Consider the following 17,266-nt stretch of genomic DNA (forward strand, 5'->3'; position numbering starts at 1 on the left):
AAAAAGCCTATCTATTGCTAGATAGGCTGGTAGCTATTAATACTTGACGCTTAATATTTAAGGCTTGAATTTTTCTGTGCCGCTGGTACCAGTAGCCATAGCATCACGAGAAATTTGGTCTTCAGCATGGTTTTTGGCACTGATAGCATCAGGGTCGGGGCGATGCTCTGTATGTCCGCACTGCGTACATTCTATATACTCATCTGGCGCAGGTGTGACGATGTTTACTTGCACCACCGCATCCATCGCCTGACACTTAGGGCAGCGAACACCGGATAAAAACTGCCGCTTTGGTCGCGTTGATTGATAGCGCATTTAGATAACCTCGTGCGTCGTTTGGGCATTGCTTTCAATATTGGCAGCATCGTCATTTTTAGCGTTATCAAAACCGCTATGACGTAACAAAGCATCGATACTAGCACTGCGACCACGGAAGTTCTCAAAGTTGGTCTTGGCAGGGAAGCTACCACCAACTGATAGGATTGTCTCACGGAAGGCTTTACCAGTGACTGGGTTAAAAATACCTTCTTCTTCAAACTTGCTAAACGCATCGGCAGATAGCAGCTCCGCCCATTTATACGAGTAATAACCTGCCGCATAGCCGCCTGCAAAGATATGACTAAAGCCGTTGGCAAAACGGTTGTAGTCAGGTGTCTGCATGATAGCAATGTCGTCTCGAACGGTATTTAGCGTGGCTAATATACCGTCATAATCTAGCGCTGGCGTATGCGCATGAATCAATAAGTCAAACAGTGCGAATTCGATTTGACGTAGGGTTTGCATGCCGCTTTGGAAATTCTTCACCGCCAATAATGCTGCAAGTTTGTCTTTTGGTAATGGCGCACCCGTTTCGACGTGGCTACTAATCAGCGCAATACCTTCGGCATCCCACGCCCAGTTTTCCATAAATTGACTGGGCAGCTCGACCGCGTCCCACTCAACGCCATTGACACCAGCGACATCACCGACCGTCACTTGGGTCAACAGGTGATGTAGGCCGTGACCAAACTCATGGAATAGAGTCAATACTTCATCATGCGTCAATAAGCTTGGTTTGCCATCGAGGGCAGGGGTAAAGTTACCCACCATAAAGCAAACGGGTAGCTGCTGATGGTCTTGCTCGTCATACGTATAACGCGACTGAAAACCACTCATCCAAGCGCCGCCGCGTTTACCACTACGAGCAAATAAGTCAAAGTAAAAGCCACCAAGCACGTTATCATCAGCATCAAACAACTGATAAAAGCTGACATCGTCGTGCCAGCGTGATACGGATTCACTTTGCTCTTGGACTTTGATACCGTACAAACGCTCAACGATGGCAAATAATCCGCTAATTACTTTTGGTAAGGGAAAGTACGGGCGGATTTCTTCTTGTGATAAGCTGAACTCGCTTTGTTTGACTTTTTCAGCGATATAAGCACTGTCCCACGCTTGTAACTCCTTAATATCATAATCCTGCGCATACTTTTGCAACTGAGCTAAGTCTTGCTTAGCCGCTGGAGTTGCTTGCGTGGCCAAACTCCGTAAAAAGGTTTCTACTTCTGCCACGTTATCTGCCATTTTAGTCGATAATGAGACTTCTGCATAATTGTCAAAACCTAATAGCTTGGCTTTTTGCTCACGTAATTGCAGGATTTGACCCATGATATTGGCGTTGTTTAGCGACTCACCTTTGGCATTGGTATGCGCATCAAACTCAGAAGCACGGGTGACATAAGCGCGGTATAGGGTCTCGCGCAGTTTACGGTCATCCGCATGGGTCATGATGGCAAGATAAACAGGGATATTTAAGCTTGCCACGTAATAAGGACTTGGTAACGCATCGACTTCTACTTGCGTGAGCGTACCGTTGGTAAGCGCGCGCGCTTTATACTGTTCGCCAGCATCTGCGAGTAGGGCCAGTCCACTTTCTGTTAGACCTGTCAATTGCTCTTGCTGCAGCGGTAAGGCATAAGCTTGGGTGGCGTCTAATACATTGTCTGAAAAGGTCGCTGATAAGGTGGAAAGCTCACTTTGAATAGCCGCAAACTTTTCCTGTTTATCTTTTGGTAATGCGACACCTGACAGCTCAAAACTGCGTAGCGCAAGCTCAATAGCCCGCGCTCGTGCAGGCTCAAGCGCAGCAAAAAATGCTGTGTCATTAACGATAGTTTGATAACGATTAAATAGCGGCTGATGCTGTCCCACTCGTGTGCCATAAGCAGATAATTTAGGTAGCAGTTCATGATGGACATGACGAATGTCGTCATTGCTCATGACGCTATTCAGGTGCGATAAAATGCCCCAACTGCGATCCAATGCCAGATTAATATGATCAAAAGTCATCACATCGGCCAGCGCTTGCTCAGCATTGATATTAGCAGCACTGTTATGGCTATCAGTATCTGCACTCATCTCATCTAAAAATGTATTGGCTGCATCAATGGCACTTATGACATGGCTTTGTAATGTACTTGGCGAAACGTTGTCAAAATCGACAAGGCGTAAATCTGCAGGAAGGGTTTTCATAAAAGTATCCGATATCTGATCGTAGTGAATGAATTATTATTGAGTAAACGTCGCTTTATATAAGAGATTGGCTTGCCGTGACATTTAGAACGTTATTAGCTTTGTGTTATTTTTCTTTTTTTGCTGTCTTATCGATAAGCTATATAAAAGATGGGTTCGTTTGACGAAAATGCAACCTAATCATTGACTATATAAAAAGTGAAGCGAGAAGATAGTGAATATCAAACGGGTTTAAAGCCGATCAGCTAGACTTTTAGAACAATACAGAGTGTTCTACTTACAAAGCGCTATCATTTGCTTGCAAATTAACCCTACAGCGAGTGAGGTTTGACTGCTAGCATCAAGGCAATGGAATAGAAATATTAAGTGCTGCTGATAGTAAAAACTATGAATCAGTTGATTAATAGTAAAAATCACAATGTTAAAAGTAAATGATAATAAAACAAGGAGCAATAAATGAAAGCGACTCTCAAAAGTTTACGTGAAACCAAAGCCAACCCTGCGGTTAGTATCTTTGTTAAGACTCATCGCGAGCATCCTGCTAATGATCAAGATCCCATTGCCCTGAAGAACCAATTAAAAGTGGCTGAAGAACGCTTAACCAACGAATACGATAAGCGCACAGCGACTACAATACTTGATAAGATTCATGATAAGACCAAAGAGCTAAATCACAACTTAAATCTTGATACCTTAGCTATTTTTGCCAGTACCGACGATGTGCAAGTTATCCGTATGCCGATTGACACCACGGAGCGTGTGGTGATTTCACATCGTTTTGCGACTCGAGATTTGGTGCGTGATATGGCAAGTGCGGTGCACTATTACACCTTGGTGCTCACTCGTGATAATGCTCGCTTGATTGAAGCGTCTAATGATCGTGTGGTGAGAGAGTTCGATAAGGACGATGACTTACAAAAAAACATGGATAATATTCCATTTCCTATTGAAAACAATGGTCTATATACGACAGGCGACGGTGGCTCAGATCGCTCATCTAATAATGAAAGCAGCTATCTAAAAGAGTTTTTTAATCAGGTGGATAAAAGTGTCCAAGAGCTGTGGGGTGAGCATAAAATGCCTTTGGTTGTCGTTGGCGATGCTAAAAATATCGGCTACTATAAAGAAGTTTGTGATCGTCCAGACAACATCATTGCCACAGTGTCAAATGCGACCAATCTAGAAGATGGTAGTGCTCAGCATATTATCAATAGTGTGCAAGAGGCGGTGGAAGGCTATCGTGCATCACTGCATCAAGCAGCCATGGGTGAGATTGATAAAGCACGCGGTGCTAATATGTTGCAAACAGATCTACAAGAAGTCTACCGCAGTGCCTTCCAAGGTGCAGGCGAGACACTTTATGTCCGTCGTGGTTATATACAATCGGCTAAAATTGATGAAAAGGCACAGACTTTGAGTCCTGCAGATGATGCGGCTTCAGAAGGTGTCACCGATGATGCCATTGGCGAAATCATTGAGCATGTCATTCATAATGGTGGCGAAGCAGTATTTATGCCACAAGATATTATGGGGGAAGATCAACCAATTGCTTTGGTGACACGCTATTAATTGCTAGATAGTGGCTATTGATGACAATCCTTTGCGAATTCGCCATTGATAGAAGATAGGTATAATATGGGAGCATTGGTTCGATAACAATCAATGCTCTTTTTACATTGATGATATATTAAGCCTTTATCTAAAACTTATACTTGATTGCCTTAGGTTATTAAATGATGCTAAATAACATACCAAATACTCTCATGCTATTTAGCGTCACAGCAATGATAGCCTTTAGCTCCAGTCTCAGTATGGCAGAGACAGATATGAATAATATATCTGTGAGCCATCTATCATGGGGTCAATTGCCGCCTTCTATTCAAAACTATTATCAAATAGACTCTAAAAAAAATAAAATGAGGCTAAAGACCAAAGATATTGTTGCTATTCGTTCTTGGATTGGCACAGTAGGAGAACAGTATTTGGTTCAATTACAGCGTTTCAATTCAACTAATAGCCCTGACGAGCCAGCAGGAGAGGTCTTCACGCATTTATATGTTATAGATGAACAAGAGGCTTTACGAGTATGGCAAATATATGACTATGTACCCTGCGATGGGTTAGATGTAATCGCAGAATTCGCTAAAAACACCGCCGTAGTGACTGATATTAATAATAACGGTGTTGTCGAAGTGAGTGTGCCTTATTATCTCGGTTGTCGTGGTGACGTAAGTTATGATGAGATGAAAATAATCATGTACGAAGGGCAGCAAAAACTTGCCATCCGTGGTAACTCTGCAATTTGTAACGCCAAGACGGGTCAGCCAGTTGACGCTACTGGTTATTACGGTGGCGACTATAAGGTTGATGAAAAATTACTACAGCAATCAGCGCTATCAGCTCCTCAAAAATCAGTATTTAGGCGTCACTTGCAATCAGTGTGGCGAGATAACCAATGTTCCATTTATTTTAAGTATGATGACTAATTCTATGACTACCACAACCTCTTTTGTGCTAACCAGCTATAACATTCATAAAGGCATGTCGCCGATGAATCGCCAAGTTAAAATACAAGGTATCGCCCAAGCGCTCGATATTATTGGCTCCGATGTACTGTGTCTCCAAGAAGTGCAAGGTCAGAATCTTAAGCGCAATATGCAGTACAACGAATACCCTGATCAATCGCAACATGAATGGTTTGGTGAGTATTTACAGCTGCAAAATAGCTATGGTAAAAACTCAGAGTATGAAAATGGTCATCATGGCAATGCGGTATTGAGCCGTTTTCCATTGGATCCTAAGCATAACGTCAATATCACCGTTAATAAGCTTGAGCAGCGTGGCGTCTTGCACTGCGAAGTACAACCAGTTGGATGGGATGTACCAGTCGTTGTATTGTGTGCACACCTAAATTTGTTTGAGCGTGATCGCATCAAGCAATATGAAGCCATTGCCAACTATGTTCGTAATGAGATTGCACCTGATCAACCACTGATTTTGGCAGGAGATTTTAATGATTGGAAAAAAATGTCTTGTGATAAGCTGGCTACTAGCTTGGGTATGACCGAAGCTTTCAAGCATTGTCATGGCAAACTGCTGCCAACTTTCCCAGCCAAGCTTCCTGTGCTGAGCTTAGATCGTATTTATGTGCGTAATTTAAGCGTGAAAAATGCTTGGGTGCATACGGGCAAACCATGGTCGACACTGTCTGATCATCTGCCACTCAGTGCGGAATTGGCACATTTATAAATGATTATTAAATAAGCTTAAGTTATTCACTAAAAATAAAATTGAATGCAACTATAAAGTAATAGATACCTATAAGGATATATAACGATGTCTACTCTTTCTCATAATCCGCTACCAACGACCCAACATGCCGTACTCATACGTGAGTTTGGCGAACCTGAAGTGATGAGCTATCAAGAGGATGTGGCCATTCCTGTGTTAACAGACAATCAGGTATTGGTCAAAATTGCTTATGCGGGTATCAATCCTGTCGATTACAAAACACGTCAAGGCAAAGGCTGGGGCGCTGATGCCATTCAAAAAGACAAGTTTGATAAAAATGAGCCTGCAATTTTGGGGTTTGATATGTCAGGCACTGTGGTCGATAGTCGTAGTGAGCAATTTACTATCGGTACACAGGTCGCTGCCCTGACTTTTCATGGTGGCTGTTATGCAGAGTATGTAGCAGTCGATGCTGACATGCTGGCAAAAGTACCGGATTCTGTCACGTTACAGCAAGCAGGTGCGCTGCCTTGTATCGGACAGACGGCGATACAGTTTGTAGAGTTTGCAGATATTCAAGATGGTGAGCATGTGGTGATAAACGCGCCAGCAGGCGGCGTGGGTCACTTATTGATTCAGCTGCTCATGGATAAAGTGGCTAAAAACAATATCAAGGTGACCGTCATTTGCTCACCAGAAAAATATGCCAAGCTTGATGAAATAATAGATACCAATCAGCTTACAGGTTGGATTGATTATACCAAAGATGGTGAATTCCCTGAGTTACAGGCAGATGTGCTACTGGATTTGGTCGGTAATGAAGCAGGGGTACGGGCGCTTAGCGTGCTCAAATCTGGTGGTCGCGTCAATGTGTTACCAACGATTTGGGTGGATAAACTCAAAGAGGCGGGTAGCCAGAAACAGCTAAAGGTAGCGGGTTATAAGGCGCAGCGTAGTGGTGAAGATATGGCGCGAGTTTTACAGCTCGTTGCAGATGGTAAGCTAACGCTACGTATTCAGCAAACCTATCCTTTGTCCGAAGTGGTCGCGGCTCATCATGAGCTGCAAAAAGGTGCTGCTTTTGGCAAGATCGTTTTAAAAGTGAGCTAGGACATGTCTTCAATCTGAAGGCATGCGAATAAGTGGGCTAAAAATGGTTAAATCTTTCTAGACTGCATCAAATAGCACTGTTAATATTCCGATATTAACGGTGCTATTTTCCTTGTTTGGCTACCGTTTAGCTCATTTTTATCACCATTTTCAAAACGAGGACGCGCTCTAGCTTATATTAAGTTACATTAATTTAATGCGGTAGCACTTTTCGAAACGTGAGGCTGATGCGCCCTGATGCGACAGTTTTGGTTTTTGTAATGGTATGATTCCAAAAATCCTGCGTATCGCCATGCATAACGATAAGCTGACCGGACTCAAGATATAGCTCAACTTTGACGGGCTTGTTCTTTTGTCTAATAGTTTTATGCTTAAAAACAAATTTTCGCCTAGCACCGAGCGATAAAGAAGCAATAATCGGCTGCGCGCCCAGCTCTTTTTCATCGTCAGCATGATAGCCCATACCATCCTCACCAGAGGGATAGTAATTAAGCAAGCAAGAATTAAAATCAACGTTGATACCACTGCTTGATAACTGCTGTTCAATATGTCGTTTTACGTGCAACATCTGCTTTGTCCATGGAATGGCTCGACGCGTCTGTCCAGAGTAATGATAACTGACATCGTGGTCACCCATCCAGACGATTTGGCGAGTGGTAACATGCGTTTTACCAAACAACGTCACGATGTCAGACTGCCAAGGTAGCTCATTTAGTAAATTCTCATACAGAGCGTTAGCATCATTGATAACTACCCCTAAGTCATTGACCTGACCATCGTAAGGCAACAGATTGTCAGTCGGTTTAGGGGCAAAGAGGTCAGTCATCACTTAGACGGCTCAGCTTATTTATGACTATGATAATGCTCATTGATAACTTGAGCACATAATTCAGGTGCTTCCATCGGCAGTAGATGACCGTAATCTAACAAAGATATGATGCTGTCATCAGGGACGAATTTTTGCCATTGTTGTCGCACTTTATGGTTAATAAACAACGTCGGCTTACCAGTGATAAGTGTATAAGGACAGCTTAATTGCTTGAGAGCGGTATCGATATGTGGCGCGCCGAAATAGTTGGCGAGCTCTTGCTCAGGCGCAAATATCAGCGTGTAACTGCCACTGGTATCTTTGGATAAACTTTGCTCTGCAAATACCCGCAAATGCGCATCACTCATTCGCCTATAAGCACGTTGAGCGCGTAAGTTCTCATAATAATCATCGATGCTTGCCCAAGTAGATTGTTTGGTGAGAGTGCTTTTAAACGGTTCGCGACTAAGCAGAAGCTTACGCGGCAATAGATTATAGAGTCGGGCTTGTGGTTTGGTAAACGTCACAGGCTCTATTAAATAGAGCTGTGAAAACAGATCTGGGCGCTGGGCTGCAGCGATGGCAGTGGCAGTGGCTCCTTGCGAATGACCAATACCAACGATGGGTTTGTCTTGCGTTTTTTCTAAAAACTCAATAAGTATCTCAGCATCCTGCTCGCGCGTAAGACGACGGCGCTGCGGCTTGTCATACCAATAGCCACGAAGTGCAAGCGAGCTGATTTTGAAGTCAGTTGCCAGCGCATTTAATAAGGGACTATAAGTACCAACGGTAAAACTATTGCCACCATAAAAGTGTGCTGGCACGCGAGAGGCAGTACTTGATTGTATCGATGGTGTAAGCTGGCTAAGGTTATAGTAGCGCGCTTGTTTTCCACTAATATTAATATTTTTTGCAAATGCTTTCATAATGTACACACCTCCTTGTGTCTGATTTTTAATGAAAATTAAGGGTTGTACTTAGCTGTCTTCACCTAAAAAACCACCACTTTGACGGTGCCACAAGCGAGCATAAACACCGTGTAGATTTAATAATTCATCATGGCTGCCTTGTTCGATAATTTGACCTTTATCCATGACCACCAATCGATCAAGTGCGGCAATGGTAGAGAGACGATGGGCAATCGCAATAACCGTTTTACCTGTCATAATGTCATTCAGGCTTTCGGTAATGGCAAATTCAATCTCAGAGTCAAGGGCGCTGGTCGCTTCGTCCAATAGTAAGATGGGCGCATTTTTCAGCATAACACGTGAGATGGCGATACGCTGACGTTGACCGCCAGATAGTTTGACGCCGCGCTCACCGACTTGGGTATCAAGTCCTGTATTGCCTTTATCATCATATAAGTCTTTAATAAAGTCCCATGCTTGCGCTTGCTTGGCAGCGGTAATAATTTCTTCATCGGTTGCGTCAGGACGACCGTAAGCGATATTTTCACGTACTGTCCGATGTAGCAAAGACGTATCTTGCGTCACCATACCTATCTGCTGGCGCAAAGACTCTTGGGTGACTTCATCAATTGCTTGTCCATCGATAAGGATTTTACCGCTATCAACATCAAAGAAGCGTAACAATAAATTAACTAAGGTAGATTTGCCGGCACCTGAGCGCCCAACCAAGCCTATCTTTTCGCCGGGTTTAATGTCCAAATAAAAGTTATCGAGCAGTTTAGTCTTCGTAGTAGGCGTTGCTGATGTTTTCACTGTATCTAAGATATCGCCTTCGACAGCGTCGCTATCATTCTCATAACTGAAATCAACATGATCAAAAACGATACGACCTTCGGTGACTTTCAAGGCGGGTGCATTGGGCTTATCAACGATTTTTTGCGGCGCTGATAAGGTACGCATGCCATCTTGTACGGTTCCGATACTTTCAAATAGACTGGCAGTTTGCCACATGATCCAACGAGTCAAACCGTTCAAACGTAGTGCCATGGCTGTCGCGGCAGCAATCGCACCGACACCGACCGCGCCTTGTTGCCATAAATATAAGCCAATAGCTGCAGTGCCACTAACCAAAATCACACTGATTAGATGGGTTGATACTTCTAAGTAACTGACCCAGCGCATCTGTGCATGGACGGTACCTAAAAATTGCCCCATGGCATTTTTGGCATAACTCAGCTCACGGCGTGAATGGCTAAACAGCTTGACGGTCATGATATTGGCATAAGCATCGGTAATGCGGCCAGTCATCAAGGCACGGGCATCGGCTTGCACAATGGCAGTTTGTTTGAGCTTAGGAATAAAGTACCAAATGGTCAGCGCAACCAAGACTAGCCAAACGATAAACGGGATTAATAATAGGCTGTCCAGATTAAATAAAATGACACCTGACGTAATAAAATAAACGGTGACATACATAAACATGTCGGTGACGGTCATGACTGTATCACGTACGGCCAGTGCGGTTTGCATTACTTTGGCTGAGACACGTCCAGAGAATTCATCTTGATAAAACTGCATCGATTGCCCAAGCATCCGCTGGTGAAAGCGCCAGCGCATTTGCATAGGAAAGACGCCTTGCAAGGTCTGAAAATGGATGAATGATGACAATGCAATCCATAGCGGACTCATGATCATGACGGCTAGCATGAGCAGTAGCATATCGCCTTTTTCTAACCACAGATTCTGCGGTGTATAGACGCCTAGCCAGTCAACAATATTCCCAATCCAAGCAAATAGCATCGCTTCATAGATGCCAATGCCCGCAGACAAAATCATAAATATCAATAGCCAGCCACGTAAACCGTTGGTACACGCCCACAAGAACTTTAGCATGCCCTCACGGGGTGAAGGTAGCGGCATAGGGGTTTCAGGAAAGGCAGGGAGGCGAGTTTCAAAAAATCGAAATAGAGCATTCATAGGCAGTCATAAAACATCAATAGCAGTACGCCAAAATCAACGACATTACTCGTTATTTTGAATCTTTACTTTTGTTATTAGGATTGAGTACTATTTTAGCAAACTTCCCAATCAGACCTGCATGCTAATTGTAAATTGAAGGCTAAAGAGCTACTTGTCAGCAGTCGAATAAAAGCCAATAAATAGATTGCTGTGTAAGAAATACTTTGTTACATTCTATGGCTTTATCCTAATTGGCGGTTCGCGCTTTATCTTCAGTATATGAATGATGAGCGAATAATGTCCCCATAAAGCGGCAGTTTAACAAGGTAATAGCTCATGATATATTTGACGATAGCGGTGCTTTGTAGTGTCGCCGTTTCAGTATTGCTAAAAGTGTTACGACAGAAAAATATAGACATACGGCAGACTATCGTCGCAGGCTATCCGGTGGCTTTTCTGCTGACGTGGTTTTTATTGAAGCCAGACGTCAGTGGACTCGGTACGCTTGGCAGTGCATGGGGCATTATTATCGCGCTTGGTATCCTGCTTCCCGCCGTGTTTATTGTCCTTGGAAGGGCGATTGAATCTGTGGGAATGGTAGCAACCGATGCGGCTCAGCGGCTATCGTTGATTATTCCTATCGTCGCGGCTTTTTTATTGTTTGGTGAAATACTGACCAGCACGCGAATATTTGGACTGTTATTGGGCTTTCTAGCACTCGGAGCGTTGATTTATCGTCCACAGCAGGGTCAGATTAGCAGACAATCGAAGCATACACCGCTATGGTTGTTTGGCGTCTGGGCAGGCTATGGCATTATTGATATCTTGTTCAAGCAAGTTGCCAAGCAGGGCGCTGCTTTTCCTCTTACATTATTTGTCAGTTTTGGCTTAGCAGGATTATTGCTGTTTATTTATTTGCTGATTACGCGGGTGCGCTGGCAGGGGAATGCGCTCGCAGCAGGATTGTTATTAGGTGCGCTCAATATGGGCAATATTTATGCTTATGTACGTGCGCATCAATTATTATCCGAGTCGCCTAGCATCGTCTTTACCGGTATGAATGTCGGTGTCATTGCAGTGGCAACCTTGATAGGGGTTGGTGTGTTTAAGGAGTCGCTTAACCGTATTAATGTATTGGGTTTATTATTAGCCATTTGCTGTGTGGCAGTGCTGTTTTTAGCATAAACGTTTAGCCTAGTGAGTTTGCTTATAGGATAGGTGATAATTATTTTATCAACGCGTTAACTTATCAGATATAGGCACAAAGAGCGTCCTATGATAAGGTTGTCTACAAACAGTAAGGCTGATATTAGCCAATAAAAAGCGATTTACTTTGTGACACTTGACCTTAACAAATAACAATAGGACGCACTCTCAATGGAATATCAAAACCAATATAACAAACAACTACAACGTATCAAAAATGGTTCAGGGTTCATTGCGGCACTTGATCAAAGTGGTGGCAGTACACCAAAAGCGTTAGAGAATTATGGTGTCACAGGCGATGATTATGACAACGATGAAGCCATGTTCGACCAAGTGCATGAAATGCGCGCGCGTATCATGACTTGTGAGGCTTTTGATAATGAGCGTGTGCTTGGGGCGATTTTGTTCGAAGATACTATGGAACGTGAGGTCAATGGCAAACCGACGGCCAATTATCTATGGGAAGATAAAAATATCGTACCGTTTTTAAAAGTGGATAAGGGTTTGGCTGAGCAAATGAATGGCGTCCAAGTGATGCGTCCGATGCCAAATTTAGATTTGCTACTCGATAAAGCCAAAAACTATCCAGTATTTGGCACCAAAATGCGCTCAGTAATTTATGAGCCGAATGTCGATGGCATTGAGCTGGTCGTGCAACAGCAATTCGATGTGGCAAAACAGATACTCTCAAAAGGTCTGATGCCAATCGTAGAGCCTGAAGTAGATATCAACAGTAGCAAAAAGCATGAATGTGAAATAATACTCAAAACTAATATTTTGCGCAACCTTGAGCGTTTAAACGATGAGCAGCAAGTGATGCTAAAACTGACTTTGCCAGAAGAAGCGGGTTTTTACCAAGAGCTGATTGATCATCCAAAAATGCTAAAAGTTGTGGCGTTATCGGGCGGCTACAGCCGTGGCGATGCTTGTGCTAAGCTCAAGCAAAATCCAGGTATGATTGCTAGTTTTTCACGGGCCTTTACTGAGGGGCTGAGTAAGCAGCAAAGTGATGAAGCATTTTCTGAAACGATTAATAACTCAATCGAAGAGATTTATGAGGCGTCGAAGGTTTAAAGCCTTATACTTTTATAATTGATTTTGAATCCCAGCTGACTTTAGGTTTGCTGGGATTTTTTTAATGGCATTCACAGTAGATATTTATTAAACTTGTGTTTGTTTTTATGGTTTCTGGAGAGGTTGTGTTTCGCTTTATTACTTTAGGATTGTTTTTATTAAGTTGGAGTGTTTCTAGTCAATCTATGGAGCCTGTAGGCTATTCAGGTACTTGGGCAAGCGCTGCTTATTTTAATAATGCCATCGATGTTATATCAGAGACAGTTAATATCGATATTACAGATGATGCTAATAATGCTGGTTATACAGTGAGCTATAAGCTGTATAACAATCGTGAAGGGCTTCAATTCCCATTGGTTTTTGAAGTATTCGATGAATTTGGACAAAGTAATGAGTTCGAAATTACTGTCGATGGTCAATCAGTGCCTGTCGTAACGGTTACTGAAGATAATAAAGGGCTTGAGACATCTGACTTCTATATGCCAGCCAATACTGGTTTAGAGCAATTCAGAGCAGATTCAAAGTATATCAACCTGGATTTGTCGTCAGGGTTGCATACTATTACAGCTACTTATGACGTCCAGCCGCATTATTATGGCAGTGATTGGACTGGGATAAGCACTTACTCTTATTCGTTAGTGCCGATGAAGGAGAGCGTCAGTGATGATAAGCAGTTTAAAGGGTCATTTATTAAGCTAAATTTCAATGGTAGTTTAGACTATATCAGTATGAGTATCGATGGCATGAAGAATACTTTACCTTCTAATAACCAATGGCATTTCAAAGATAATCTAACAAAAGAGATTGATTTTACTATTCAAGCACCTCTGAATCCTGTGGCAAAAGTTTTGACGGCTGTTTCGCCATTCATAACTATAAGTTTCGCGCTATTTGTATTGGGTGGACTACATTTACGTATGATGAAACGTAGACAGCAAGCCCAGCCCGAAACCCTTTGGACAGTCATGCTCGTGGGTGGTTTCCTAGTGCCTCTGCTTAGCCTGATAATTTATTACCTCTATCTACTGGTGACAGATATGATCATTGGTCAAGGCGCAACAGGAGACAGTCGTGATTTGTTCTTTATATGGGTTTTGCCGTTAGGCTATATAGTAATAACACCTATTTATTTGATAATTAGTTTTGTGGTTTTTATGATGGTTAAACAGACGGTTACTAAAACAGTAAAGTAATTATAGTTGAAGGCTGTAAATAGCTTTGTGATTCGCGAACAGCTAGCTGACGAGCCATTTGAGAGAATATTAATGCGTAGGATCATTTTAGGATTGCTTTTATTAAGTACTAGCATGTCTAGCTATGCCAATATGGCGTCTCCCATTATCGACGGTACTAATGCCAGTACGGCATATTCAAGCAAAGATATCGATATATTGTCTGAAAGCATAGATATCAATATTGCTGAAGGTTTTAATCAAGCTGACTATGATGTCACTTACGAAATTTATAGCGCTAAAGAAGGCGATCGAATACCTTTGGTTTTTGAGGTGTTCGATAGCATAGGTAATGATGCAGACAAAAGCTTTATAGTCGAAGTCGATGGGCAAGCGGTACCAGTACTCATCAATTATGATTATGAAAGTCATTCAAAATCATTGCCTGCTTATTATGATCCGGAAACGGATACGGCTGTGCCGTTCAATAATGACGCTAAATACTTTGAGATAAACTTAAGCGAAGGCAATCATGTCATTAATGTTAAATATTCTGCTCATCCTACAATAGACCGTAGTAATTGGACCAATCAGTATATCTATAGCTATTCATTAAAACCTGCCAAAACTTGGAAAAGCTTTGGTGACCTGACCGTTACTCTAAAGATTGCTGATGAACCACAATACTTAAAGACTAATCTTGGTAAGCCTTTAGATGGAGCGCTACAAGCTGATTCGAAGTGGGTCTTTGATCATCTGCCTCAAGATGTTCTTGAGATATCTTATCAACCACAACCAATGCCTCTAGCACAGTGGTTAATTAACTTAGACTCATTAATACTTCTGTTGTTTTTGATATGTTTGTTAGGGGGTGCTCACTATGGACTTATGTATTGGAGCCGGAAGAAAAGCCTTAAAAAAGCATGGATGGTCACATGGTTAGGGATTCTGATAGTTCCATTTATCGTATTGATGATAGTTTTCTATAAGATATATCTTATAGATTGGTTACTGGGCGAGCATGCCAGCAGGTATCATGGTTATACTATTATTATTATTATCTTTGGCTATCCACTGATTTTGCTTGTTTATTTAATCATTATGAAGTTATGCGATTCTTATTTGAAACGGGTTTTTTTACAACCCTCACAAGTAAGTACTTAAAAAGCTTGAACCCAGTGGATGGATTCAAGCTTTTTAAGTTAGCCAGTTTTCAGTAAGTAAAGCACTACACCTCTTTAATAACATGACCTACATTGATTGAATCATCCGATTTCGGAGTTGATTTTTTATTAGCGGCATCTTTATCCAGCCCTGCCGCATAATCCCGCACATTCTGAGTGATTTTCATTGAGCAAAACTTAGGTCCACACATCGAGCAAAAGTGCGCCGTCTTATGCGCGTCTTTAGGCAAGGTTTCATCATGGAACTCACGGGCGGTATCTGGGTCGAGCGCCAGATTAAACTGGTCGTCCCAGCGGAATTCAAATCGTGCTTTCGATAACGCATTATCACGTGCCTGCGCACCGGGATGACCTTTAGCCAAATCAGCCGCGTGGGCTGCGATTTTATAGGTGATGATACCGTCTTTAACATCTTTTTTATTAGGCAGACCTAAATGCTCTTTTGGCGTGACATAGCACAGCATGGCCGTACCGAACCAGCCAATCATTGCCGCGCCAATCGCACTGGTGATGTGGTCATAACCGGGTGCGATATCAGTCGTTAATGGTCCCAAGGTATAAAAAGGCGCGTCGGCACAAACCTCAAGCTGCAAGTCCATATTTTCTTTAATACGGTTCATCGCGACATGTCCCGGACCTTCAATCATGACCTGCACGTCATGCTTCCAAGCGATTTGAGTCAACTCGCCAAGGGTACGCAGCTCACCAAATTGCGCCTCATCATTGGCATCTTGCAAGCAGCCTGGGCGCAAGCCATCGCCTAGACTAAACGCCACGTCATACTGCTTCATGATTTCGCAGATATCTTCAAAATGAGTATATAAAAAGCTCTCTTTATTATGAAACATGCACCACTGCGCCATGATAGATCCGCCACGCGAGACGATGCCCGTCAAGCGTCCAGCAGTTAGCGGCACATAACGCAGCAGTACACCGGCGTGAATGGTGAAGTAATCAACGCCTTGTTCTGCTTGCTCAATGAGTGTATCCCGAAATATTTCCCACGTTAAATCTTCTGCTACGCCATCGACTTTTTCGAGCGCTTGATAAATGGGTACGGTACCAATAGGTACGGGCGAGTTACGAATCAGCCATTCACGCGTTTCATGAATATGGTTACCAGTGGATAAATCCATGATGTTATCCGCACCCCAACGTGTGGCCCACGTCATCTTGGACACTTCTTCATCGATAGAAGAGCCTAGCGCTGAGTTACCAATATTGGCGTTAATTTTAACCAAGAAATTGCGTCCGATAATCATCGGCTCAGATTCAGGGTGATTGATATTGTTTGGAATAATCGCTCGCCCAGCCGCCACTTCACTCCGCACAAACTCAGGGGTAATAACCGTCGGCGTATTAGCGCCAAAGTTATCACCGTCATGCTGACGCATATCGGTCAATTCGTGCTGCTTTTGGGTTTCGCGAATGGCGATATATTCCATTTCTGGGGTGATGATGCCGCGGCGTGCATAGTACATCTGCGTGACGTTGCCAGCTTTGCCATCGACATCTTTGGCGCGGCGAGGTTTGTCGATATGAGCAAATCGTAGATTGGCAGTGCTGATATCGCGGGCGCGTGCCATTCCGTAAGAGCTAGACAGTCCGCTTAATTGCTCGGTATCACCGCGCTCATTTATCCAACCTTCACGCAGTTTCGGCAAGCCTTTCGTCAAATCAATCTCGACGTTGGGGTCGGTATACACGCCTGATGTGTCATATACATAAAAGGGTGGGTTCTGTTCCCATTCGTTCTCAGAAACGCCTTGCACAGGAGTAGGGTCAAGCGTGATTTCACGCATGGGTACTTGAATATCGGATCTAGAGCCTTCGATATAGACTTTACGAGAGGCGGGGAGTATGCGGTGTAAATCGCGAGCGTCTTCTTCAAAGCGCGCATCACTAGCACTGCGGTGAGCAGGGGTCTTTAACGCATCTGTCTTAGAAGGTTTTTGAGAAGGAGAAGTGGCTAATAAAGTTGTCATATGCTGTCCTAGCGTGTTGGTTTTTGAATAAAAGCAACACCGCCAGTAGCTGCGGGGGGTAGCACCTGTGATCCAGACAAATTCAGCTCATGAGCATTAGCCTACGACCAAAAAACAT

At 43.1% G+C, this 17,266-nt stretch carries 14 protein-coding genes; 8 read left to right on the forward strand and 6 right to left on the reverse strand.

What is annotated here, in order from left to right; genetic code table 11:
* Positions 1-57 precede the first annotated feature (57 nt).
* Both JMV76_RS04285 and JMV76_RS04290 read right to left on the reverse strand, forming a co-directional pair.
* Positions 58-315, reverse strand: coding sequence for a YheV family putative zinc ribbon protein (locus JMV76_RS04285; RefSeq protein WP_201501759.1), 258 nt, complete (start codon positions 313-315; stop codon positions 58-60).
* Positions 316-2,511 carry a M3 family metallopeptidase gene (locus tag JMV76_RS04290; RefSeq protein WP_201501760.1) on the reverse strand — a complete coding sequence of 732 codons (2,196 nt, stop codon included), beginning with the start codon at positions 2,509-2,511 and terminating at the stop codon, positions 316-318. It abuts the gene before it with no gap.
* A 456-nt stretch (positions 2,512-2,967) separates the two neighbouring features.
* On the opposite strand from JMV76_RS04290, the gene JMV76_RS04295 reads away from it, so the two are divergent.
* The 4 genes from JMV76_RS04295 to JMV76_RS04310 all read left to right on the forward strand — a co-directional run bounded on the left by JMV76_RS04295 (position 2,968) and on the right by JMV76_RS04310 (position 6,852).
* Positions 2,968-4,080, forward strand: a complete 1,113-nt coding sequence (locus JMV76_RS04295; RefSeq protein WP_201501761.1) for an AOC03_06830 family ribosome hibernation factor — start codon at positions 2,968-2,970, stop codon at positions 4,078-4,080.
* Positions 4,081-4,244: 164 nt separating this feature from the next.
* Positions 4,245-4,997, forward strand: a complete 753-nt coding sequence (locus tag JMV76_RS04300; RefSeq protein WP_201501762.1) for a M949_RS01915 family surface polysaccharide biosynthesis protein — start codon at positions 4,245-4,247, stop codon at positions 4,995-4,997.
* Positions 4,998-5,001: 4 nt separating this feature from the next.
* A complete protein-coding gene (locus tag JMV76_RS04305) occupies positions 5,002-5,760 on the forward strand; it encodes an endonuclease/exonuclease/phosphatase family protein (RefSeq protein ID WP_201501763.1) in 759 nt (252 codons plus the stop codon).
* An 87-nt stretch (positions 5,761-5,847) separates the two neighbouring features.
* On the forward strand, positions 5,848-6,852 hold the full coding sequence (locus JMV76_RS04310; RefSeq protein WP_201501764.1) for an NADP-dependent oxidoreductase: 1,005 nt from the start codon (positions 5,848-5,850) through the stop codon (positions 6,850-6,852).
* Between the two features lie 193 nt (positions 6,853-7,045).
* On the opposite strand, the gene JMV76_RS04315 is transcribed toward JMV76_RS04310, so the two are convergent.
* The 3 genes from JMV76_RS04315 to JMV76_RS04325 are packed head-to-tail and all read right to left on the reverse strand — an operon-like array spanning position 7,046 to position 10,545.
* A complete protein-coding gene (locus JMV76_RS04315) occupies positions 7,046-7,678 on the reverse strand; it encodes an alpha-ketoglutarate-dependent dioxygenase AlkB family protein (RefSeq protein ID WP_201501765.1) in 633 nt (210 codons plus the stop codon).
* Between the two features lie 17 nt (positions 7,679-7,695).
* On the reverse strand, positions 7,696-8,586 hold the full coding sequence (locus tag JMV76_RS04320) for an alpha/beta fold hydrolase (RefSeq protein ID WP_201501766.1): 891 nt from the start codon (positions 8,584-8,586) through the stop codon (positions 7,696-7,698).
* A 51-nt stretch (positions 8,587-8,637) separates the two neighbouring features.
* Entirely contained in the window at positions 8,638-10,545 is a 1,908-nt protein-coding gene (locus tag JMV76_RS04325) for an ABC transporter ATP-binding protein (protein ID WP_201501767.1), read from the reverse strand.
* Between the two features lie 318 nt (positions 10,546-10,863).
* Between JMV76_RS04325 and JMV76_RS04330 the strand changes: the two genes are divergently transcribed.
* The 4 genes from JMV76_RS04330 (at position 10,864) to JMV76_RS04345 (ending at position 15,143) form a co-directional block, all read left to right on the forward strand.
* Positions 10,864-11,712 (forward strand): hypothetical protein, encoded by an 849-nt coding sequence (locus JMV76_RS04330; protein WP_045454888.1) that lies wholly within the window; start codon positions 10,864-10,866, stop codon positions 11,710-11,712.
* 192 nt (positions 11,713-11,904) lie between these two features.
* Positions 11,905-12,807, forward strand: coding sequence for a fructose bisphosphate aldolase (locus JMV76_RS04335; protein WP_201501768.1), 903 nt, complete (start codon positions 11,905-11,907; stop codon positions 12,805-12,807).
* Between the two features lie 125 nt (positions 12,808-12,932).
* Positions 12,933-14,000: a hypothetical protein gene (locus tag JMV76_RS04340; protein WP_201501769.1), complete on the forward strand. Its 1,068-nt coding sequence runs from the start codon at positions 12,933-12,935 to the stop codon at positions 13,998-14,000.
* 6 nt (positions 14,001-14,006) lie between these two features.
* On the forward strand, positions 14,007-15,143 hold the full coding sequence (locus JMV76_RS04345; RefSeq protein WP_201501770.1) for a hypothetical protein: 1,137 nt from the start codon (positions 14,007-14,009) through the stop codon (positions 15,141-15,143).
* A 64-nt stretch (positions 15,144-15,207) separates the two neighbouring features.
* Here JMV76_RS04345 and thiC read toward each other — a convergent pair whose 3' ends face one another.
* On the reverse strand, positions 15,208-17,148 hold the full coding sequence (gene thiC, locus JMV76_RS04350; protein ID WP_201501771.1) for a phosphomethylpyrimidine synthase ThiC: 1,941 nt from the start codon (positions 17,146-17,148) through the stop codon (positions 15,208-15,210).
* Positions 17,149-17,266: the final 118 nt, after the last annotated feature.

This window comes from Psychrobacter cibarius (assembly GCF_904845955.1).
In the GTDB taxonomy this organism is placed as follows: Bacteria; Pseudomonadota; Gammaproteobacteria; order Pseudomonadales; family Moraxellaceae; genus Psychrobacter; species Psychrobacter cibarius_B.

Excerpts from the sequence above, each read along its gene's own strand:
- JMV76_RS04285 (WP_201501759.1), bottom strand. The coding sequence starts at position 315 with ATGCGCTATCAATCAACGCGACCAAAGCGGCAGTTTTTATCCGGTGTT.
- JMV76_RS04290 (WP_201501760.1), bottom strand. The coding sequence starts at position 2,511 with ATGAAAACCCTTCCTGCAGATTTACGCCTTGTCGATTTTGACAACGTT.
- JMV76_RS04295 (WP_201501761.1), top strand. The coding sequence starts at position 2,968 with ATGAAAGCGACTCTCAAAAGTTTACGTGAAACCAAAGCCAACCCTGCG.
- JMV76_RS04300 (WP_201501762.1), top strand. The coding sequence starts at position 4,245 with ATGATGCTAAATAACATACCAAATACTCTCATGCTATTTAGCGTCACA.
- JMV76_RS04305 (WP_201501763.1), top strand. The coding sequence starts at position 5,002 with ATGACTACCACAACCTCTTTTGTGCTAACCAGCTATAACATTCATAAA.
- JMV76_RS04310 (WP_201501764.1), top strand. The coding sequence starts at position 5,848 with ATGTCTACTCTTTCTCATAATCCGCTACCAACGACCCAACATGCCGTA.
- JMV76_RS04315 (WP_201501765.1), bottom strand. The coding sequence starts at position 7,678 with ATGACTGACCTCTTTGCCCCTAAACCGACTGACAATCTGTTGCCTTAC.
- JMV76_RS04320 (WP_201501766.1), bottom strand. The coding sequence starts at position 8,586 with ATGAAAGCATTTGCAAAAAATATTAATATTAGTGGAAAACAAGCGCGC.
- JMV76_RS04325 (WP_201501767.1), bottom strand. The coding sequence starts at position 10,545 with ATGAATGCTCTATTTCGATTTTTTGAAACTCGCCTCCCTGCCTTTCCT.
- JMV76_RS04330 (WP_045454888.1), top strand. The coding sequence starts at position 10,864 with ATGATATATTTGACGATAGCGGTGCTTTGTAGTGTCGCCGTTTCAGTA.
- JMV76_RS04335 (WP_201501768.1), top strand. The coding sequence starts at position 11,905 with ATGGAATATCAAAACCAATATAACAAACAACTACAACGTATCAAAAAT.
- thiC (WP_201501771.1), bottom strand. The coding sequence starts at position 17,148 with ATGACAACTTTATTAGCCACTTCTCCTTCTCAAAAACCTTCTAAGACA.